Raw genomic sequence first — 21,500 nt, forward strand, 5'->3', positions numbered from 1 at the left:
CTTCGATATTGAACGCCACTAGCGGAAGTGAGTTAAATATCGGAGGGTACAGGTGCTATAAGAGGTGGAAGACTTACGTATGGAAAGCAGACTTAATATAAGACAATACGCAAATAAAGGCGAAGACATAAGCGCAACATTAAATAGAATAGCGATACTAGCTAAAGAAGAAGTGGAAGATTATTACACTGGAATATGCGATAATAAGTATGTAGAAAAAATTGAAGTGCATTACATACCGTTGATTGAAAACTTAGCCAAAGCTAACTGGCATAAGATGAATAACGAAGTACACTTTATAGACGATTGTTTCCGTAGAATAAGATATGCGATTAGAACGTTTGATATAAATAAGGGCGATTTCGATAAGAGAGTTAAGAGTTTTATTTATCAAGCATTACGTAAATATTGCGGAGAAAGAGGAAAAAGAAGAACGGTACTAACACTTATAAGTGATATTAACGTACTTGAAACGCTAGAGGATTGTGCAGAAAATGCGGAAGAGGAAGCAATCTGTAATATAATGACTAACCGAGATACTTACGCAAAGCTATATGAAAACATATGCAAGAAGAAAATAGATTTCATTGTACTAGATACTATGATACATACGGCAGAGAATAACGAAAAGGTTACGGAGGTTGCGATTTCTAGAGCATTATCGAAGAAGACGGGGCGATCATTTGATTCCGCTAGAAGTACGGTGAGAGGATTTAAGCAGAGAATCCGAAAAAGAAATATTAGAAAGGAAGATAGGGCGTGAAGGATAGAAAGAAAGAGAAAAATACAAGGGCGAACCTGTTAATAGTTGCATTTGCATTGCTGGTTGTTACAAAGATAATCGGAAACGCCATTATAGGTGGGCTAGCAGTAGTGTTTGCAATGGCTGTAGTCGCATCGGTTATTACTGCTAGGATTGGAGAGTTTATGCGGAAGAGGAAGGAAGATGAGGACGTATAAAGATTCGATTTAAGAAAGAAGGCGGAGAAAGCTAGTTATTTAATGAACGATATATAAATAGATATATTCAAAATAATTGTGCGAGGAAAGTTGACGCAATGGGCATAGCGAGGGAGATATCAAATAATGAATACATACAAATCAATTCAAAAAGTAATGTTACTAGGAATCACGGCAACCACGCTATTGAGTGGGTGCGGTGGTTCCGACGAAGGTGCTACTAGCAAAAATCAGTCTAAAGAAGTTAATGCTGAAAAGTCATCGAAAGAAATTGCGCAGGAAATGTACGAAGCCGAAAAGAAATCGAAGGAAGTCGAAAAAGAATTGAACGCATTACGCGAATCTGATAATAGCGAATTTCTTATCGATTTTAACATCAAAATTGACGGTAAGAAGCCACAGAAACTAACGTTTGATGTTAATAATGGCGGAAATTTATCGCTAGATTCATTTAAATCGTTAAAAGTCGGTATGAGTGCAGAAAAGGTAGCGAAAACACTAGATACAAACGTTGCATCTGCGTCATTCATGCGCATCAAACAGTACGGCAAGTTGTGGGAAGGTACAATGTACACATATGAGTATGAGAATGGCGGAATAGTAACGCAGATTGAAGCTTATTTCACTCACGAAGACGATGAATTGAAGTTATATGGTGCACGTCGTACGGAAGTAAATCGTGCTAATAAGTCGAAACAAACGACTTTAGACAATAAACGTGGATTCATCGGACAAGGAGCGGATACGGAAAAGGATACACCTAAGAATGATCGCGAAGCAGATACGACTAGCGAAGGTGTTACGAAGTCTACTGACAAGCCCGCACCTAGTAAGTCGGATACATCAGCAAAGAGTGCAAAGTCTTCTATTCCTAATGATTATTGCGGACATGGACACGATGAAACGAAACAAGAAGCGCACGGATGCGAAAAGATTATTGATGAAGAAGCGCACCAAAGGCATCTGCGACAACAAGAAAGAGAATATGAAGAACAGCAACGCAAGGAAGCGGAAAAATACCAAGATGAAATGACCGAAGAAGATAAGGCGAGAATCCTACGTCAAGAAAAGCGTTGGAATACGCCTAGCGGTGGTATTGGTGATAAGTGGCAAGATGAATTAAAAGAAATGGAAGAGCAGGAAGGGACGCGTTAAAGTTCGATTTAAGAAAGAAGGGGGCGCGTGAAGATTTTACGCGAAGAAAATAAAATTATGGGATAAGCAGATGATGCTTAATACATATATCCATGTGCTGCCGACGATGCAACGGGAGGTAGCGGGTAAGTTGGATGAGATGTTTGGGTGTATATGTACACATCATCATTTATGTTTTTCGAAATATTGACTCAATTATTATGGGGATATATTCTATTAATGTTTTAACAACCACAACTATAAGGTACGGGGGGATTATATTGAGTTTAAAAACGTTTGAAAAAGAATTAGGTAACATAGTCAAAAAAGTTGTTGAAGAAAAATTAAAAAAGGGAGAAGAAATTGACGAAGATAAATTATTATCCGCTATAAAAGGAATATATTCAAAGGAAAACCTTGATGAGTATGCAAGTCCTATCTACTCTACACTTAAGCAAACAACACCAAAAATGGTAGAGGAAGAGAGGTTAATACATCAAGAATTTGAGTCGCGACTCCAACTTAGATGGTTAGATGCTTTTTACGATTTAGCCTCTATTATAAAGATTTCAGAAGAAACAGCTATGAATATTATTGATGAGTATATGGAAGAGCATGCTGAAGTAGAAAATAATAAATATTCAATTTCTGTTACCTTTGATGTACTAATGAAACTCTATGCTAAAGCAATCGTTATAAGCAAGGAAATATATACTTTGCTTAAATCGGGATTTTCAGATGGAGCAATGTCTAGATGGAGAAGTCTCCATGAATGCAATGTATATTTTCGAAATCTAACTTCAAGGTATAGCGATAAAGGGTTCACAGACGATTTAATATGTAAATTCATAGATTATTCAGTTGTTGAAGACTACCAAGAGTTGACTAAATATAGGAAAAAAGATGACGAGTTTAAACTAAATCAAATAGAAGCAAATAATATAGAAAAGGATTATAAAGAGGTTCTAAAGAAATACGGTAACGATTTTAGCAAACCATATTCATGGGCGAAATCTTTATTTCCTTTTAAAAATAGAATATACTTCAGTGATTTAGAGAATAATGCAGGAATTGATCGCCTATCTATTTATTATAAACAAGCAAGCTATCACATACACGCAAGCCCTACTGGATTATACAATAGCTTAGGGGATATTCAAGACGAAAGGGTACAGAAACATGGATATGTTTTTGGTCCTAGTAACTACGGTTTATCAATACCAGGCCAATTAACTATTATATCATTAATGCAAATGGCGACTTCTTTATTGTTACTAAACTCAAACATAGATAGATTAATAAGGGCAACAGTTTTTCAAAAGTACGCAGATAATGCAATACTTGAGTTTGATAAGGTCCAAAATGAGATTGAACAGGAAGAGATTGAAGAGAGTATTTTGAATACCACTTTATACTAAAAGAACAAATTACATATAATGCCACTGGCTACGAGAGGGATAAGTGATAAGGGATGACGAGAGTTATTACCACTAACTAAGTGAGGGGAACGCGTAAAGGGTAGGTAATTATAATCAGTAAGAAAATCCAAAAATATAAAATAGCACATGAAAATTTCACATAACCAATTTGTAATGGGAGGGACCTATGAACATACAAGAAGAAATGTTAATAAAGCAGTTAGAGGAAATTACTCCAAAACAACTGCTGAAAGAAATTTCAGGTGGTGCAGAGGTAACGATAGCAGACTTAAAAATAGTCGAAGATATAATGATAAATCAAAAGCTAAGACCAGGTGTAGTGAACGTATTAATTTATTATGTTCTACTTAGAAACGATATGATGTTGCCAAAATCATACGTTGAAAAAGTCGCTGGACATTGGGCACGAAAGAAAGTTAATACGGTCCGTGAAGCACTAGCGCTTGCGAAAAAAGAAAATCGTCAATACCAAGAATGGGCAGACAGGAAGAAAGAAAGTGCTAAACCAACGCCTGTTGAAAGGGCTAGAAGTATAGCAATAGAGCAGGCGATTTCTCAGGGGATTTCCGATGAAGAGTTAGGGAAGTTTGTTCGTACATTATTTGAAGGAAATCAATAAGGTTAATGACATGTCGATATGCCAATCGATAGGGGGGAAGAGGGTAGTGACATGTGGCACCGACTAAGCATGCGTGCCTTATTCGGACACATACAACGGTATACTTAACGTAACTTAACATTTTAGCGTACTCTAACCGTTATACATTACGTTACATATTACCAGCCGAAACCTTGTAACGCACGTCCCCCCTCTGAAACTAACAAGAATGCAATTACGTATGTTTACCGTTGAGGTATCGTACACAAATCGACTGTACACTAGCTGGTAATATTGCGCATGATATAATGTCTTATACATGTTAGTCTGTAGCGTTAATTCTTCGTTAATATACGCAGTTTTAACGTCTGTCTTCGTCTTCTTATCGATATTTAATAGTCTTGTAAGAACTTATTTGCTATCAAGTGATATCATGCGTAATCGTGGTGTTGCTCGTTTTACAAAACTTAATTTAATTAGTTAATTATATTAAAATCCTTGAATGGATAAAACTCACAAAATATGATAAAATATTACTATTGTGATTATTGCCTTTTAATAGAATTGTCAGAAATGCGGGGGGACTAACTTGCTACTAAGTAATAATGATATAAAGAGAGAATTAATTAAAGGTAATATTAGGATTCACCCTTTGAATATGGATAATATTAAAGGGGGTTCAATAAACCTAACTGCAAGCCAATTGGCATGGAGGGTGTCAGATAAAAATTCTGCTGTTAAGGATAATATTATAGAGATTCCTCCTAATGACACTGTTTGTATTTACACAAATGAAGCAATATGGGTGTCTAAGTGGATAGGAGGTACATATCATCCTAGAGTATCACTTGTTTCAAAAGGATTAGGTCATATCTCAACTACCTTAGACCCTGGATGGGCTGGTTTGTCATTAATTGCTGTTAATAATCCTACAAATAAAGCTGTAAGCATCATAGTAGGGGAATCATTAGTTTCTATTATGCTGTACTATTTAAAAACTCCCTCTTCTTTAAACACATTAGAAAACACACCGAGTCGACCAGATATTGCCAAGACCTTTAACTTAAGTAGTGGAGAGGATTTATTTCTGCAAGAACAATGGCATAGGAATGAACAAGGTATATCAGGTAGAATGTTAAAATCAGACAGTTATAAAGAGTTTTATAAAGAAGAAAATGCAGAAATAATCAAAAAAGAACAAGATAAAAAAAAGTTTAAGGAAACTTTTAAGTATCCTTTAAGTATAGCTATAATAGGGGCAGTTTTAGGAGCAATTTTAGGGAGTGCACTGTCTACTTATTTGGCAAGTTTGTTTTTAAAGTAAAATTAGCTAAAGTTAGGATAAGGAAAGGTTTTTAGGGGGACTTTTTCATTTAAGATATTTTTTTAGGTATATTTGAAAGCCCTTCCATCTCTCTTTCCTCCCATAATCTCAAAGAAGTCAGAGCGATCTATTGAAGCTTCTTATGAATTGGTATGCTTTAATAGAATTGTAGTACCGTATAGTTGGTAATTGATAGGAGGGTTACGCTGAGAAGGTGTAGCTCTTTTTATATGTGCAAAGTAACGAAAATTTATGTCGTGTAAACTATCTGACAATTTAACGTAAGACAGCGCAAAGCTATGCCACTGTAGGGTTTATGATGGTTTAGGTGTAAATATAACGATTACAACGATTTACAAAAATAAGCGATGTCACGGGGGAAAATGTCGTCAGATTGGTGTGTAGCGCTGCGAATGACAGCTATACACCTGCTGAGGAGTAGGAAGAGCGTCGACTTCGGAACTCGGGGGGTGAAGAAATCAGCGCATAATAAAAAGACACCGACCTATTCTGCCGATGCTTCTTGCTGGTCACGTTGCTTTCTAGCGAATCGTTGTAGCGTACTCATGCTAATACCCGTTGCTTCCGATAGCTGGCGGAATGAGTAGCCCATTTTCTCTTTCATACGCATAGCTTCGACTAGTTTTTTATCTGAATGCGACTTCGGGCGACCTTCCTTGTAATTTGGATTCTGTCTAGCTACTATTTTACCTTCCTGCGTTCTTTCTAAGATTAGGTTACGCTCCATTTCTGCGACTGCTAATAACGTTTGTAAAAAGAAACGCCCCATTGTCGTATCTTCTAGTAGTCCTACGTTGAGAACGTGAACCCTTATACCTCTCTTGAATAGCGCTTCAATTATCTCGATACCTTCCTTTGTATTACGTGCAAGGCGATCTAGCTTTGTTACTGTCAGTGTATCTCCTTCGCTTAATATTGCGAGTACTTTCGATAGTTCGGGGCGGTCTGTCGTCGTTCCCGTGAACTTTTCCGAATAAATGACCGCGCACCCTTCTGCTTTTAACGTTTGTAATTGTGATTCTAAATCTTGAGTTACCGTTGAGACACGAGCGTATCCATATTTCATAATTAATCCGTCCTTTCTGCGTCACTATTTTTGACATAAAGTTATGACACAACAAGATGATGCTATATTACTACACTTTAAAATCTATGTCAAATCTCGAGAGTTATGACATAAGTATAATGACATATGACATTGCATCTATTGACCAAGCCCTTATTACATACTCGAATACCCCGCTATGTGTTTCGTATTACCAAGCGCTGACACCACATCACCAACAGCCCGCACTATATTACCAACAGGGGTATGCCTATCCTTGCATACCCGACGTACCACACCACAATACCACGGCGCTCACATGATCGCTCGTACACGTTCAATCAATATAAAAATTCGAAGTAGCTAACGGCTCTTATTCGGCTTGACTGACGCCTTTAACGCAATAGGCTACGTACACGTACTATATAGTACAGCGTATCACTCATCATGCCGTGGCTTGCCGTGCTCACGATGAGCATATGAACGTTGTGCGTGATTGATTCGTTGTGATTGATTCGATTGTATTTGCGATTCAATTCAAAATAATAATGAAAAGATTGCGAAGTTATTTTGATTGCTTTCTTCTTCGTTGTCTTCTTCTTCGATTGTGATTGCGATTGTAATTCGAATCGAATTCGTAAATGATTTCGTCTCTCTTTCTTCTTCGAATTAAGTTTCGATTGTGATTGCGATTCGAATTAAGTTTCGAACTTCTTTGCGTTTGCTTTTGTGATTCGAATTCGTTTCTTTTTGAGTCTCAAAACTTTTGCGAAGTCTTTGAAGCACTTCTTTGACTCGCTGATGAACGATAAGGACGACGTGACCAAATCACTCGCCCATCACTCGAAAACTCGCTCCCCTCCAAGCCACCCCCTTGATACCCCTGAAGCAAGCCCCTACAAATAGCGCACACCATTTTTGAACCGAGGGGTTAAACGCAATCATCTAGTGAAGCCCTTGCCATTCCGTCACGATGCCCACTAAATCGCAATGTAGTCCGCCCTTATGGACGTATATGAGTACGTCAATAGATACGTAGGGACAGCGTTTATATAAGTGAATAGAAAAAGATTATATCGAATTAACCTTTTTCGTGGGTGTGATGCCCCTATGTAATTGTAAAACGACGCACCCCACTACGGCGTCAATTACAAACACTGGTCGGGCGATCTTCCCTAGCGCCCAGCCCCCTTTCTATTCTACTAGTAATGCGTGGCAATCTTTTTAATAAAGTACTTACGTTATTACTATTATTGCGTTAGCTTTAGCTACGCTCTTACGAAGTAAGACAGATATATAACTCTCGTTATATATATAATCTCATTCGTATAAATATCGTTAATAGATAAATCTTGTATCCGTGCAAATATGGGTAAATTTACGACTGAATTCAAACGAATTTCACGTAATCCCATACGCAAATAAGTGTAATCCCATACGCAAATATAGGAATACATAAAATACCAATTGTAACGGGAGGAATCAACATGAAGTCAATCATAACTAAGTTAATCAATGGCGACACTATCGAAGATATCAGCGAAGAAATTCAATTCACAAAGGAACAACTAGAAGAGCCAGCGAGTGAAATCACGAAGCGATACAAAAAGCAAGGGCTAGGGCAACACGTCTTTGATAAGTCGAAGGACGCACCGAAAAAGATGACGGAAAACTCCCACGAATTCGACGAGAGGGGAAAGCACCCACGTACATTCGTCAAGATGCCCCACTATTTGCGTTATTACTCGTATATGGTGGATTACGGCGTAAAGGACTCGGCAATACTTATGTATCAATTAATCATAGATTTCTATAATGCGAGCGAAGGTAAGTCGTACCCATCTCAATATGTTCTCGCCTTACAGTCGGGAAAGAGCATACGTAACGTAGTAGGAACGCTAAAAGCGTTAAAAGACGTGGGACTAATCGAAGTAAGGCGCACAAGTATCGGAAGTAGTAACGAATATAGACCGCTCACACCATTACCGCCCGAAGAACTATTTACACGCTACCCGCAAGCGCTAAAGCGGTTAATAAAGAATCACGCAATGATTACAGAAAAGCGTGAACGTGATTTTAAAAGGCGAGAAGAAAAGAAAAAAGAAAGCAAGTGGGAATAATTCAAGGGCGATCCGTGGCGCAAAAAATATAAAACTACTATTAAAGGAGAGTGATGCGCAATGTGCTACGGTTACATCCGCATACCGAAGTCGGAGTATCGTTATCTTGACCTCCCCGAGTCGAAGAAAGCGGAAATGAAAACGAAGAAACGTCGCCGACGGCGTAGGAAGACAAGAAGCACCGCCGAGAACTCGAGTGACGGTGTGACTATCATCGAAGGTAATAACGTGGTACGAGTTAATGCGAAGACAAATGAGCCGAAGAAGGTCGCAAAGGAAATCCCTAGACAACAAGCGGGGCATTCTTTGCATAGGAAGCCGAAAAAAGTTCCGATAATTATCGAGTGGAACGGCGGGAAGTGTTAGAGGAAGATGAGCAAGTGCTTATAAAACGACTAAATTAACTAAGGGAGAGACTAAAGATGGAATTAAAACTAGTAATGAATAAGGATGCAGTACAAGGAAAGGTTAATGAACTAATCGAATCAAAGGCGCAACGTGACGAACTGGCAGGGCGTGTTGGCGTACTAGAAAAGGTCAAAGGGTTGCTATTACTTCCTAACATGGAATTTGCAACGAATAGACAGATTGCGGAATTCTACGAGGTACCTGTTAAGACTATACAAAAGATATATACCCGACACATTGCGGAAATTCGCGAAGATGGATATACGACCATGACAGGAAAAATGTTGGCGGAGAATTTAGCCACCGACATGATGTCTACGGCTAAAGTTACGAGAGAAAAAGGTCACATTCTAATAGAATTTGATGGAATGGCGACACAAATTCCATATTCAACGATTGGGCTATATCCTAAACGCGCAATTCTTCGTATCGGCATGTTGCTACGAGATAGCGAAGTTGCGAGGGAAGTCCGCACCCAGTTACTAAATATCGAGGAGAAGGTGAGCAAAGAGGTCAAAGTAGCCGAAATCAATAACGAACTAGAGTTACAAATGGAACTAGCGAGGGCACTTATGAACGGTGACGTACAAGCCGTTGCCTTAGTTAATGCGAAAATCATCGAATATAAAAACCGCCATATCGCAAAAGTAGAAGCGAAACTAAACGAAGTCACAGAAGAAAGGGATTCACTAGGCGAAAAGGTATCGGCATTCATCGAATCTGATGAAGTATATACGTTTGGTGAGGTCGCAGAAGGAATCGATGGACTGTCCGCACAAGCATTGCGTGAATTCCTACAAGTACATGGCGTACTGGGTCATAAGTCGAGAGGTGAAGTGTATCGACCGATTGGAAAGTATAAGGGACTAGGCTGGTTCAGTATACAAACGAGAGTGGCAAAGTGGTCGGGAGTTATGTTTACTAACACGTACATTACGACGAAGGGACGCATGGAAATCGCTGAATTCTATAAGAAGGTGCAAGCGCAGGAGATGAGTGCGTAAAACTGACCGAGAACAAGTGAGAAGGTGCGCCCATACATACGAAGCGGAGATAATTTCATTTACCGTAAATAAAATAGAAAAATATTACGGTGGGTATGCAAATTATATACCCTCAGTCCCCAATATATAACGTAGGGAACTACGAGCGGATACGATTAGATGATGCATAGGCGGGCTTTTCCTTTATTTATCCGCTAAGTATGGAGAACACAAAACCCCAGTATGTAATTAACAATGCCAGGAGGTATAGGAAAATGGGAGCAAGAGACATCAAAGCACTTCGTCAACTTATAGGATTGTCACAAAATGAATTCGCACGACTTATCGGCGTGTCGGAATTAACGGTGAATCGCTGGGAATGCGGTCACGTACAACCGAAACTAGCAAGCATTAAACGAATCGAGTCGTTAGTAGGTGCGAAAAACTTACAGGTTATACAATCGACACTCATTTATAATATGCCGTTGCTAGAAGTGGCGGAAGATATTCAGAAACGTATACAGGCAAAGAGGTGTGAGCGTTAAAATGCCAACACACGAAATAAAAAAGAGCAAACGGATCGCCAGCAGCCATTTCATAAAATGGTGCAAAAGGCTATTCAAACACATGCAGATATAAACCAAACTAAACTAATTAAGGGGATGTATTAATATGACAAACACTAAATCAATCAATGAGTTAATCGTAGAAGCAAGAGAAATCAAAAGTGCTACACCTAGTTTCGTAGTCGAACTGGTACGAGGTCAAGGCGGACTATACGAAACAACAAGTAAAATCGATACAGACGCAAATCTAACGTTCTAAGGCAAGCAAGCGAAGAAAGGGCGAGTAAAGAAAGTTGCTGAATATGTGCTAATGACTGAAATGAAAGAGCGCCGAGAGAAATACGACGCACTACTAGATGAAGCTGAAAAGCAAGTACGAGCGAAGTTAACACCGCAATTCGAAGACCTAGAGGAAAGCGACCGTATTTTATATGATGCGGAAATCAGCGACCTAAAAACGAAGGTGTTATTATCAGTCGACGAAAAACTATCAATGCAATACCTAGAGAAAATGGTAAATCTAGCGAGCAAGAATGGAAAGACGGCGCACGAGTTACAGGGATATCTAACTGGGCAACTAGCGGAAATGGTCGGCAAAAGTCAGAATCTAGCACATATCCGTCCGCAACTACTAACGATGTCCAAGAAACTAGCACGGGCGTCACAGGTCGACGATTTCGACGGCATCAAGGCGCAACTAAACGATATTAACGAAATGAGAGAGGTTGCATTTGCGGTAGGTCAAACGCAAACAGCTATCACAGAAAATATCGGACACGTTGCAGGGAAATATGTAAATAATCCCGCGAAGTATTTCGAAGAACATTCGGAAACAGTCGAGTTCGTAGAAGGCAAGATTGAGAATCATAAACGATTCGGTCACGACCTATATAGCGAGTAAGACAGGAAGAGGGCGTTATGCCCTCGCCTATCTCGTAAATTATAAATATATTGGAGGGAAACGAAACTATGAAAACTATCATCGAAATCGAAGCAACAAAAGGCGAGCAAATCAATCACGACAACATTAAGCGTCAAATGTACGCACTAAACGAGAAGTACGGTAATGATATTACTGTTAAATTCTCGAAGAATGGTACGGCAAACGATGTCGTAGTTAATGCGAAATAACAAACGTAACGGGGCGGACGATATCGCTCCACCTATTCTACTAATCGGAGGGAAACGGAATGAGCAAAAGAAAAGGCGAAGCAATTCTACATATTCTCGACCAACTAACAAAATCAGATAAAGAAGACGTAAACATAATGCTACGAGTAGGAGCGCATTTGCACGGGCGTGACGGATTTAATTTAATTCGATGCGCAAAGACTAACGAGTGGCAAATAGTAAAGAAAGTCAATAAAGGAAATGCGGGGGTTGACGAATACGAACGACGCCACCGAGGTTATACAAGCAACGAATTAAGTTTCGCAATCTAAAACGGATCGCTGGAAGAAGAAGGGGAGAGATAACATGACGAAAGTAAACAAAACAACGCTAAGATTACATAATACGGACATTGTCGAGGATATCGGCGAAGCATTACGAAGCAAGATAGAGTTAGTACCATCGGCACACACGGAAATAGATAGAATCACAAAAGAGGACGAAGGCGCATCGCTTTCAGACGTTGTACTACTAAAAGCGGTTGGGCGAGTGCTAGAGTTAGAAAAAGAAGTTAAACGGCTAAGCGAAGGGGAGAGATAATATGAAGAAACAAGATGCGCAAAAGGTAACGACCCAAATGACATCGAGAGATATTCAGCCGAAAGGGAACGACGCACCACGAGAGAAAACTATTGTTCGAGGTATGGCGACGTCTAGGCATCTGAATTCGAATTAATAGACTTGCGTGAAACGAATGGCGGTGTTTAATGGCATCGCCTTTCTTTTTATATCTTACATTCAAAAACTACGATGTTGAGAAACGCAATTCTAGGCGATTAGATTTAATGTGATGAACAGTTTATACGCTTATATGCGCTCTATGGCGATTTAAATAGATTAGGAGAATGATGAAATTGAGGGGACAGCAGACTCGTTACATTTTTTATTTTTATGTGTTATATTTAGAAAATGAAATTAATTATTTGAATAATATAATAATTTAGCAACTTGCGAAATTATATACTTAAATATAATCCTAAAAAGAAACGAGGAATAAATATGAATGTGGAATATATAGTGAATGAATTGAAAGCGAATGGGACTGTGGCAGTGGCGGAAAAAATTGATATGAATGACAAAAAGTTGCGTAAAGCATTAAAAGCCGCAGGTTATGAATATAGTCGAAATAGTGGCAGAGGTTGGTATTTTGCGGGTGCAGGCGAACCACCTTTAAAAGCGGATATCCGAGAATTTATAACAGGCACTGACGATACGCAGGCGGAAAATACAGATAATACTCTTAAGAAAAAAAAGGTAAGTGGGCTACGGAAAATGCAACAAAAGGAAAAGGTTTTGGCACAGAAGAATACTAATTCGATTCATTCGTTAAATGAGCGTATTAGGAAAAGTGGGTCGAAAGAAAAGGTTAGTAGGACGGTGTATCTCGGCAAGGAGACATGTTCGAAATTAGGTATAGCCGAAGATGTGCTTCGAATCAATCGTGATGATATTATAGAGATTGCGCTTCGTGAGTTCTTTGAGAAATATAAGGTGTAATAACGGTGAGAGGGACGTGGGATTTATAATCTGCGTCTTTTTTCGGCTGTAATTGCGTAAAGGTTCGCCGAGATTGCGGTTTTAAGGCAATTATCTTTTCTCCAGTGGATATAGTATCATCTAAATGCATCAGAATTTTCGAGAGGGAATCGATAGAATAAGAGTGCTTTTAACATTGACGCAAAACTACTATATAGCGTATAATATTAATTAACAAAAACGGTCAGTTGACCGCACAAATGAACGTTCAGCAAGCGATGAAAGAATCGTTTATATATCATAGGTAATTGACGGGTCGGGAGTTCGAATCTCTCCTGGGACGCTAAAAAAACCTTGTTATCTTTTGATAACAAGGTTTTTTGTTTGTCTACAAATTGATGTATGTGCAAGAAGTGTAAAATATAACGCAATATATGATAATTATTATTTATTATGGATGGAAGTACATTAAGAAAAGAGCGCCATTTATGCGCCCTATTCCTCTTATTTAATTTAAAGAATCAATAGGTTTATGATGGAACTCAAATCCATATCCAGATTCTCCTAATTGTTCACTTACAATATTATAAAACTTTTTCCCGTAAAAACTAGGTTCATTCTGCGAATACACTTGTATAATGAAATGTGTTCTTCCTATTGTACTTGGAACTTTTTCGTAGATTTCATCACTTTCAATGAATCCTAAATATGTATTGATTTTGTCTTGTAAAAGTAAAATGTGTTCATCGTCAAGTTCTTCGCTTTTATTCCACTCTAAAGCATCAAAGATTGTTAAGTATACATTATCTTTATTATCCTCATCTATTAAAACTAAATCGACTTGATCCGTATCATGTAATGCCATATAAAAGCCTCCTTATTCTTCTTTTCTTATTACATTTATTTTCGTTGGTGGGATCTCTTCTAAATGTTCAAATGGTGGTTTGTTCCTACTTTTAACTATTGCACCTGATTCCGCAATTTCAGGGAAGGCTTTTTTCTGATTTTTAGTAAGAGGTGCAGTAGGTGAAGATTTTAACTCTACTAAGTCAATCTTGCCATTTACGTCCTTGCCTCCTATATCTATACGAGTGCGTACGCCCGATTTTGTTTGTACGGTTATTTGTTCATTCAATTCAGATTTAGGTTTTTGTTGTTTTATAACCTCGAACATTTTTGTTTCGTATTCTTTACCTGCTAAGCTATTAGCTTTTAAAGTTTTCCGTTGTTTTTCTAGTGTGGCTGCTGCATCTATTGCATTGGAAACTTTTTTGCGCCTTTGACTACTTTTATTCCCTTACCAACGGGCGTAAGCCCCGCAAAAACCATGACACCAGCACCAGTGCGTTCCCACCATGAAAGTTTTTCGCCAGTATCGGGATCAACACCTTCTATAACACGTCGTACATCGTATTCTCCCGATAACTCGCCCACTAGGTCTCTAGTAACTTTCTCTAAACTTTCACCATCTTTTTTCGAAGAAGATGCACCAGGTGATGTGTTGTTATTTTCTGAAGAAGGAGTATTAGCTATAATCTCACTTTCAACTAGATTGCCGTCGTACTCAGCATCTGCCTTGCGGAATTTTTCCGCAACTCTTTCTAATTCGGTAGCTATTTTATCGAATTCCATTAAAACTGTGAACATTTTTGGTTTAGCTTCGTTAAACATTTGATAGAAATGTTGGCTAGTTGCTCCTGCCCAGTTTGCGGCAATATGTTCTGTTTGATTGTATAAATCATTATGTATTTGTTCTAAGGTGTACCGTACGTTCTTTACCGTCTTGGCTACTTGCTCTAGACGTTCAGGTGTTACTTTTATTTGTACCATACCATCCCTGCTTCTCCTATAATATTTTCACAAGAAGTGATTACTTATAAGTTTCGCGTCTAGTTTGGGTTATAATTGTAGCTCATTCTTAATATCTGTAACCGTTCCTTCGATATTAAGCAGTTGTATATGTAATTCTTTTTCTTAAATAAAAGGAGCGCCGTTTATGCGCCCTGTTCCTCATAGTATTTAATTTAAAGAATCAATAGGCTTATGATGGAACTCAAATCCATATCCGTATTATCCTAATTTTTTACTTAGAATGTTCTAAAACTTTTACCATTCTAGTACGATTGAGCAGCAGTTATCGGAACTTATCCCCGGCAGTGTGTTACAATTAATAGAAGCGGAAAACGAGAATCTCCAATTGACTGGACCTGTGATTGGTTAGAGGGTTTAAGAAGGTCGTATAAAAAAGGGAGATGGCGCAAAGATGGCGAGATCAAATGAGAATGATTTAACGGAGAAATTGGCAGAAGGTCACCGAAAATATGGTGACGGCAACTTTACAGTACAGAACATTGGTGATGAAACTAACCCGAATTGGACTGTTGTAAAAAATGTGAGGAAGGGATCGGCAGGCATTCGCGAGGGCGAAGATATATTAAGACTGCGATCAAAATATATAAAATAGTACGGAAATGGCCGGAGTGGGAGTTCGAATCTCTCCTGGGGTGCTAAGAAAACCTTGTTATCTTTTGATAACAAGGTTTTTTGTGTATTTTAAATTAGTTGTTAATAAACTTGTCAAAGACAAAACCATAATCTTTCACATTATATTGTTTCTTCGTATCAACAAGCCAGTTAAAGGCAATCTCGTTCATTTCTTTAAATTGCTCTGCTAAATTTACTTGTGCGTTTGAAATGCGGCTAAAGGCATTAGATGCCATATCTAAACTTTTATGTGCATATTGTAATGTAATATCGTTGTCGTATGAAATTTCTTCGATTTTAAGTAAAGCCTTATATAAATCTTTTAATTCTTCAATATGTTTTTTATGAACATCAATTGAGTAATGTTCATCGCCCATTTGAAACTTAATTTCTACATCTAAATCAATCGTTCCTGCAGTTTCAAGTGCTACGTTTTTAATTTGATATTTGCTATAGCTATAGCGGCGCAGTGTACGTTTTTTGCTTGTTGCGCTTGTACCGTCTAAGTGAATTAACCCTTTGTTTGTGAAGCAATATTCATCTGATTTGGATTTAATTAGAAAATAAATTTTCTCCCCATCTTCATGCATCACATAATCATCAGCATCGACCTTATCATAGTCTTTAGGTGTAATGACAGAACCTACATCGCTTAGTCCTAATACATCTGCCGCCATTTTTTTAAACATATATAATCCCCCTTGTAAATTAAATTCTTAATTGTACAAAAATATATTAACACGATTTTCACCCGTTGTTTTCTTGTAATACGAAAATATCTGAAGGTAAGTTAAGAAAAGTAACGAATAATTATTTTGATTCTAAATTATTTAGTGAATCTATTAGTTTAAGAGTCTATTCGCTGAAAAATAACCAAGAGAAAAAAGTTAATTTTGCAAGTGATTATAGAGAAATTCCGTGAAAGCACATCAAGCGATATGAGGTGTTTTTCAATCTCTTTTTGGAATCTTACAATTCTGTAAGGTAACTGTAAGGTAGTTCGATGGTAAGAAATTGCTAATCTTTTATAATGAAGATAACAACGATAAAACGAGGAGGCAGAAATGATGAAAGGATTAGTTGTAACGGGCTTAACGGTTGCTTTTGGATTTGTAGCGTATGAGAAATTAACGTATGTAGTTGATGTTGTGAAACATTTGATCGCTTAGAGAAAACAGCCATGAGAGGGAAAGGGAATGAGTGAATGAATGGAATGGTTATTTGGAATTATAGGTACTTGTAGTGTAGTGTTATTGTTCTTTGTCCCAAGTGGTATACTTAGTTCGACAACAAGTTTGTTCTTCTTAAGTTTGTTTGCTTGTACGATGCTTATTATTATGTTTTTAATGAAGCGAAGTAAACCAATCTTCTATTTTAGCATGATTGTTATGGCAATTATTGTTCTCCAAATTATTACCCTTGTAATATACCCCACAATTATAAAAGCTTTCCATTAATGATGAATCCTCTGCGCTTGTTGCTGGGGATTTTTATTTGTACAATTTTAATTTTTAGTAGAAATTTATTCGTATTGGAATGTAAAAATTAAATATTTTCATATTTAAAACAAATAGTTTAGGGATGTTGTGTTCTCATTACTCATTTGATATATTTACTTTGAACATAATTAAAATCAAGAAAAAGAGGCGGACGTATGGATAAAAAAGAAAATACGGTCGTATTGTTTCCACAACTATCAGAGCGCTATATTGATGAAGGTTTTTTAGCGCTGAAAGAGCGGGAATTCGAAGATGCATTGCGTTGCTTTGAAATATTACGTCAGTATAATGCGGAAACGGAACAAACGGAATTAGCTTCAGTTATTTGTTTACTCGAATTAAAACGTATGGAAGAAGCGAAAGACAAATGTGAACAGTTGCTTAAAACAGGAGTTGTCTTATTTGGTGATATTCTTGAAACGTACGTAACTATTTTAGTTCAAACAAATGATTATGAAGGTGTTATTGAAACTGTTGAAAAGGTTTTACAAACGAAAGATATAATGCCTGATCAAAAGGAAAAATTAGCGCAGCTTGCTTTATTTGCAGAAGGTATGCTAAATGAGGGAGACGCATCGCTAGTGGATTCAAATTTTGAATTGGATGAGTTTACTAATGAAATTTTTGGAGAAAACTTTGGACAGAAGCTAAGAGCGATTCAGCGACTTTCGTTAAAAGACTTAGATCTTGCATTACCTGTTTTAAAGAAATTTTTAATAGACGAAGAGCAGCACCCCTATTTGAAAACTTCTATTTTGTATAAAATGATAGAAAGTCAGGTAGAAGAAGAAATAGAGGTAGAAAAGTTTGGAAATACGATTAAGGTGATTCCAGCATTTACAGGTCATAATGAGGAGCAATCCAATAACATTATACATAAATTATCAAGCCGATTAGAGCAAAATTATCCCGATATATTTGAAGCAATGGTTACATATTGGAAAGAGTTGCAAATTAGCGTTTTCCCATTCGCTCTATTAATGGATAAAGAAGAGATTTGGTCAGCTGTTTTAGAGAGAATTGGAAGAAAGCGTTTCGGATTGGCTATAGATGAAGAAGAGCTTATGGCAGCATATAATATCGAATTGGAAGAGTTTCATATTGCCTATCAATGGTTATTACGTGTTGAAAGAGAAGGATATTTGCCCGTATAATTATGAAAAAGAATCGTTCAGTTCTTGAAACGAGCATATTCTATGTTATAATGTAAGGGTTGCAAAAGGCAGAAATCTGCCTGTTTGTAAGAGAAGAGAAGTGTAATTCTCTTACTTAATATGTTTCATATTATTCTCGAACAAAATATACCGTAGTTGTCTTCTGGGCAATTAGTAGATTGGAACATTATATCTGAAAGCTTTTGCTAGAGGATTATTTGTGTATTTGTTATTTCAAAAAAGAGATAATGAAGATCTTAATCTATAGAGGTATGTGCATACATTATTATAGTTGGAGGGAAAGAATAAATGTCTACAAAATGGGAAAAATTAGAAGGTAACGTTGGCGTTTTAACAATCGAAGTTGATGCTAAAGAAGTAAACAACTCTATCGACGCTGCGTTCAAAAAAGTAGTAAAAACAATTAACGTACCAGGTTTCCGTAAAGGAAAAATGCCTCGTCCATTATTCGAACAACGCTTTGGTATTGAATCTTTATACCAAGATGCTTTAGATATTATTTTACCAAAAGCATACGGTGAAGCGATTGAAGAAGCTGGTATCTTCCCAGTTGATCATCCTGAAATCGACATCGAGAAGTTCGAAAAAAATGCTAACCTTATCTTCACTGCAAAAGTTACAGTGAAACCTGAAGTTAAATTAGGTGAGTACAAAGGTTTAGCAGTAGAAAAAGTTGAAACAACTGTAACTGACGAAGATGTAGAGAACGAATTAAAATCTTTACAAGAGCGTCAAGCTGAACTAGTTGTTAAAGAAGAAGGAACTGTTGAAAACGGTGATACAGCTGTAATCGACTTCGAAGGTTTCGTTGATGGCGAAGCATTTGAAGGCGGAAAAGGCGAAAACTACTCTCTAGCAATCGGTTCTGGTACATTCATTCCAGGTTTCGAAGAGCAAGTAATCGGTCTTAAATCTGGTGAGTCTAAAGACGTTGAAGTATCATTCCCAGAAGAGTACCATGCTGCTGAATTAGCTGGCAAACCAGCAACATTCAAAGTAACAATTCACGAAATCAAAACAAAAGAACTTCCTGAGTTAAACGACGAGTTCGCTAAAGAAGCAGACGAAGCGGTTGCAACTCTTGATGAATTAAAAGCAAAACTTCGCACAAACTTAGAAGAAGGCAAAAAGCACGAAGCTGAGCACAAAGTACGTGACGAAGTAGTAGAATTAGCTGCTGCTAACGCTGAAATCGAAATTCCAGAAGCTATGATCAACACTGAGTTAGATCGTATGGTTCGTGAATTCGAGCAACGTTTAAGCCAACAAGGTATGAACCTTGAGCTTTACTACCAATTCACAGGTACTGACGCTGACAAATTAAAAGAGCAAATGAAAGAAGATGCACAAAAACGTGTAAGAATCAATCTTGTTCTTGAAGCTATCATTGAAGCTGAAAACATCGAAGTTACTGAAGAAGAAGTAACTGCAGAAGTTGAAAAAATGGCTGAAATGTACGGTATGCCAGTAGACGCTATCAAGCAAGCTCTTGGAAGCGTAGACGCTTTAGCTGAAGATCTTAAAGTGCGTAAAGCTGTAGACTTCTTAGTAGAAAACGCTGCATAATAAAATAACAAGGCACGATTTTAATCGTGCCTTGTTTTATAAATATAGAAATATATTTATAAAACTTTTCGATGGAGAAGGAAAAGTTCCTTTACAAGTCGAATATACATATTTCAAAAGTTTTAAAATTTTTTTATTTGTACATAACTAGTCATATTATTTGTATTTCTCGCCACGTAGTGACATAATATGTATTTACATACGATACATTTATCGTGTACATACGAAGGCAAGAGGTTAGCACTTTGTAAGGGGTGTGAAAATATGTTTAAATTTAATGATGAAAAAGGGCAATTAAAATGTTCTTTCTGTGGTAAAACACAAACGCAAGTTCGAAAGTTAGTGGCAGGTCCAGGTGTTTACATTTGTGACGAGTGTATCGAACTTTGTACTGAAATTGTACAAGAGGAGCTTGCGAAGGACGAAGAAGTAGAATTCAAAGATGTACCGAAACCGGTAGAAATTCGTGAAATCTTAGATGAGTATGTCATCGGGCAAGATAGCGCGAAAAAAGCACTAGCGGTAGCGGTATATAACCATTACAAACGCATTAATTCTAACAGCAAAATTGATGATGTAGAATTAGCGAAGAGTAATATCGCACTTATCGGGCCAACAGGTAGTGGTAAAACATTACTTGCACAAACGTTAGCGCGTATTCTAAATGTTCCATTTGCAATCGCGGACGCAACATCTTTAACAGAAGCTGGATATGTTGGGGAAGATGTAGAAAATATCTTACTAAAATTAATTCAAGCAGCTGATTATGATGTAGAGAAAGCGGAAAAAGGAATCATTTATATTGATGAGATTGATAAAGTGGCACGTAAGTCCGAAAATCCATCAATTACACGTGATGTATCTGGTGAAGGTGTGCAGCAGGCACTTCTGAAAATTTTAGAAGGTACTGTAGCAAGCGTTCCACCTCAAGGTGGTCGTAAGCATCCGCACCAAGAGTTTATTCAAATTGATACAACGAACATCTTATTCATTTGTGGTGGAGCGTTTGATGGCATTGAGCCGATTATTAAACGTCGCCTTGGTGAGAAAGTAATTGGATTTGGTTCTGAGAAGAAAAATGCTGATGTAAATGAGAAGCATGTTTTATCTCACGTATTACCAGAGGATCTTTTAAGATTTGGTTTAATTCCAGAGTTTATCGGTCGTCTTCCAGTTATTGCGAACCTAGAGCCACTTGATGAAGATGCTCTTGTTGATATTTTAACGAAACCGAAAAATGCACTTGTTAAGCAATTCCAAAAACTATTGGAGCTTGACGATGTTGAGTTAGAGTTTGAAGAAGGTGCACTAATCGAAATTGCGAAAAAAGCAATTGAACGTAAAACGGGTGCTCGTGGACTTCGTTCTATTATTGAAGGCTTAATGCTTGATGTAATGTTCGAACTTCCATCTCGTAAAGATATCGAGAAGTGTATTCTTACAAAAGAAACAGTAGCTGATAATGAACCGCCAAAATTGGTGTTACAAGACGGTACTGTACTTGATACAAAAACATCTGCATAATGCGAAAG

At 37.5% G+C, this 21,500-nt stretch carries 25 protein-coding genes and 1 pseudogene; 21 read left to right on the top strand and 5 right to left on the bottom strand.

Features of this window, described 5'->3' with window-relative positions; genetic code table 11:
• Positions 1–79 precede the first annotated feature (79 nt).
• The 6 genes and pseudogenes from CQ064_RS05940 (at position 80) to CQ064_RS05965 (ending at position 5,455) form a co-directional block, all read left to right on the top strand.
• Positions 80–763 (top strand): hypothetical protein, encoded by a 684-nt coding sequence (locus CQ064_RS05940; RefSeq protein WP_000445880.1) that lies wholly within the window; start codon positions 80–82, stop codon positions 761–763.
• Complete coding sequence (locus tag CQ064_RS05945) at positions 760–960, top strand: hypothetical protein (RefSeq protein WP_000654946.1); 201 nt, start codon at positions 760–762, stop codon at positions 958–960. Before CQ064_RS05940 ends, CQ064_RS05945 begins: the two co-directional genes overlap by 4 nt.
• Positions 961–1,086: 126 nt before the next feature.
• On the top strand, positions 1,087–2,115 hold the full coding sequence (locus CQ064_RS05950; protein ID WP_001099639.1) for a hypothetical protein: 1,029 nt from the start codon (positions 1,087–1,089) through the stop codon (positions 2,113–2,115).
• Positions 2,116–2,375: 260 nt separating this feature from the next.
• Positions 2,376–3,512, top strand: coding sequence for a DUF5677 domain-containing protein (locus CQ064_RS05955; RefSeq protein WP_000054132.1), 1,137 nt, complete (start codon positions 2,376–2,378; stop codon positions 3,510–3,512).
• A gap of 196 nt (positions 3,513–3,708) precedes the next feature.
• Positions 3,709–4,044, top strand: a pseudogene (locus CQ064_RS05960) (DnaD domain protein); the annotation flags it as partial.
• A 676-nt stretch (positions 4,045–4,720) separates the two neighbouring features.
• Positions 4,721–5,455, top strand: coding sequence for a dCTP deaminase domain-containing protein (locus tag CQ064_RS05965; protein ID WP_000927248.1), 735 nt, complete (start codon positions 4,721–4,723; stop codon positions 5,453–5,455).
• 505 nt (positions 5,456–5,960) lie between these two features.
• Here the strand turns inward: CQ064_RS05965 and CQ064_RS05970 are convergent.
• Positions 5,961–6,542, bottom strand: a complete 582-nt coding sequence (locus tag CQ064_RS05970; RefSeq protein ID WP_000873666.1) for a recombinase family protein — start codon at positions 6,540–6,542, stop codon at positions 5,961–5,963.
• 1,466 nt (positions 6,543–8,008) lie between these two features.
• Here CQ064_RS05970 and CQ064_RS05975 point away from each other — a divergent pair.
• The 10 genes from CQ064_RS05975 to CQ064_RS06010 all read left to right on the top strand — a co-directional run bounded on the left by CQ064_RS05975 (position 8,009) and on the right by CQ064_RS06010 (position 13,265).
• Positions 8,009–8,641 carry a hypothetical protein gene (locus CQ064_RS05975; protein ID WP_000835777.1) on the top strand — a complete coding sequence of 211 codons (633 nt, stop codon included), beginning with the start codon at positions 8,009–8,011 and terminating at the stop codon, positions 8,639–8,641.
• A 228-nt stretch (positions 8,642–8,869) separates the two neighbouring features.
• Positions 8,870–9,007, top strand: a complete 138-nt coding sequence (locus CQ064_RS33355; RefSeq protein ID WP_003271945.1) for a hypothetical protein — start codon at positions 8,870–8,872, stop codon at positions 9,005–9,007.
• Between the two features lie 311 nt (positions 9,008–9,318).
• Complete coding sequence (locus CQ064_RS05985; RefSeq protein ID WP_228528763.1) at positions 9,319–10,053, top strand: phage antirepressor KilAC domain-containing protein; 735 nt, start codon at positions 9,319–9,321, stop codon at positions 10,051–10,053.
• Between the two features lie 254 nt (positions 10,054–10,307).
• Positions 10,308–10,577 (top strand): helix-turn-helix domain-containing protein, encoded by a 270-nt coding sequence (locus CQ064_RS05990; RefSeq protein ID WP_000501236.1) that lies wholly within the window; start codon positions 10,308–10,310, stop codon positions 10,575–10,577.
• A gap of 127 nt (positions 10,578–10,704) precedes the next feature.
• Entirely contained in the window at positions 10,705–10,857 is a 153-nt protein-coding gene (locus CQ064_RS33360; protein WP_015055192.1) for a hypothetical protein, read from the top strand.
• A gap of 51 nt (positions 10,858–10,908) precedes the next feature.
• Entirely contained in the window at positions 10,909–11,499 is a 591-nt protein-coding gene (locus tag CQ064_RS05995) for a hypothetical protein (RefSeq protein WP_000138117.1), read from the top strand.
• A gap of 68 nt (positions 11,500–11,567) precedes the next feature.
• Entirely contained in the window at positions 11,568–11,729 is a 162-nt protein-coding gene (locus tag CQ064_RS33365; RefSeq protein ID WP_000848813.1) for a hypothetical protein, read from the top strand.
• Positions 11,730–11,788: 59 nt separating this feature from the next.
• A complete protein-coding gene (locus tag CQ064_RS06000; RefSeq protein WP_000044269.1) occupies positions 11,789–12,040 on the top strand; it encodes a hypothetical protein in 252 nt (83 codons plus the stop codon).
• 34 nt (positions 12,041–12,074) lie between these two features.
• Complete coding sequence (locus tag CQ064_RS06005; RefSeq protein ID WP_000170096.1) at positions 12,075–12,308, top strand: hypothetical protein; 234 nt, start codon at positions 12,075–12,077, stop codon at positions 12,306–12,308.
• Between the two features lie 459 nt (positions 12,309–12,767).
• Positions 12,768–13,265 carry a hypothetical protein gene (locus tag CQ064_RS06010; RefSeq protein WP_001100287.1) on the top strand — a complete coding sequence of 166 codons (498 nt, stop codon included), beginning with the start codon at positions 12,768–12,770 and terminating at the stop codon, positions 13,263–13,265.
• A gap of 487 nt (positions 13,266–13,752) precedes the next feature.
• On the opposite strand, the gene CQ064_RS06015 is transcribed toward CQ064_RS06010, so the two are convergent.
• The 3 genes from CQ064_RS06015 to CQ064_RS34015 form a co-directional block, all read right to left on the bottom strand.
• Positions 13,753–14,109 carry a DUF6572 domain-containing protein gene (locus tag CQ064_RS06015; protein WP_001173693.1) on the bottom strand — a complete coding sequence of 119 codons (357 nt, stop codon included), beginning with the start codon at positions 14,107–14,109 and terminating at the stop codon, positions 13,753–13,755.
• A gap of 12 nt (positions 14,110–14,121) precedes the next feature.
• Positions 14,122–14,418, bottom strand: a complete 297-nt coding sequence (locus CQ064_RS34010; RefSeq protein WP_003271950.1) for a hypothetical protein — start codon at positions 14,416–14,418, stop codon at positions 14,122–14,124.
• A 77-nt stretch (positions 14,419–14,495) separates the two neighbouring features.
• Entirely contained in the window at positions 14,496–15,074 is a 579-nt protein-coding gene (locus tag CQ064_RS34015) for a WXG100 family type VII secretion target (protein ID WP_003271952.1), read from the bottom strand.
• 433 nt (positions 15,075–15,507) lie between these two features.
• On the opposite strand from CQ064_RS34015, the gene CQ064_RS06025 reads away from it, so the two are divergent.
• Complete coding sequence (locus CQ064_RS06025) at positions 15,508–15,708, top strand: hypothetical protein (protein WP_000124460.1); 201 nt, start codon at positions 15,508–15,510, stop codon at positions 15,706–15,708.
• A 94-nt stretch (positions 15,709–15,802) separates the two neighbouring features.
• On the opposite strand, the gene CQ064_RS06030 is transcribed toward CQ064_RS06025, so the two are convergent.
• Positions 15,803–16,417 carry a PH domain-containing protein gene (locus CQ064_RS06030; protein ID WP_000473872.1) on the bottom strand — a complete coding sequence of 205 codons (615 nt, stop codon included), beginning with the start codon at positions 16,415–16,417 and terminating at the stop codon, positions 15,803–15,805.
• Between the two features lie 519 nt (positions 16,418–16,936).
• Here CQ064_RS06030 and CQ064_RS06040 point away from each other — a divergent pair.
• The 4 genes from CQ064_RS06040 (at position 16,937) to clpX (ending at position 21,492) form a co-directional block, all read left to right on the top strand.
• Entirely contained in the window at positions 16,937–17,185 is a 249-nt protein-coding gene (locus tag CQ064_RS06040; protein ID WP_001983650.1) for a hypothetical protein, read from the top strand.
• A gap of 197 nt (positions 17,186–17,382) precedes the next feature.
• A complete protein-coding gene (locus CQ064_RS06045) occupies positions 17,383–18,381 on the top strand; it encodes a hypothetical protein (RefSeq protein WP_000358255.1) in 999 nt (332 codons plus the stop codon).
• 309 nt (positions 18,382–18,690) lie between these two features.
• Positions 18,691–19,968, top strand: a complete 1,278-nt coding sequence (gene tig, locus CQ064_RS06050) for a trigger factor (protein ID WP_000105215.1) — start codon at positions 18,691–18,693, stop codon at positions 19,966–19,968.
• A gap of 264 nt (positions 19,969–20,232) precedes the next feature.
• On the top strand, positions 20,233–21,492 hold the full coding sequence (gene clpX / locus CQ064_RS06055) for an ATP-dependent protease ATP-binding subunit ClpX (protein ID WP_000472289.1): 1,260 nt from the start codon (positions 20,233–20,235) through the stop codon (positions 21,490–21,492).
• Positions 21,493–21,500 lie beyond the last annotated feature (8 nt).

This window comes from Bacillus sp. MYb78, assembly GCF_002975115.1.
Classification (GTDB): domain Bacteria; phylum Bacillota; class Bacilli; order Bacillales; family Bacillaceae_G; genus Bacillus_A; species Bacillus_A cereus.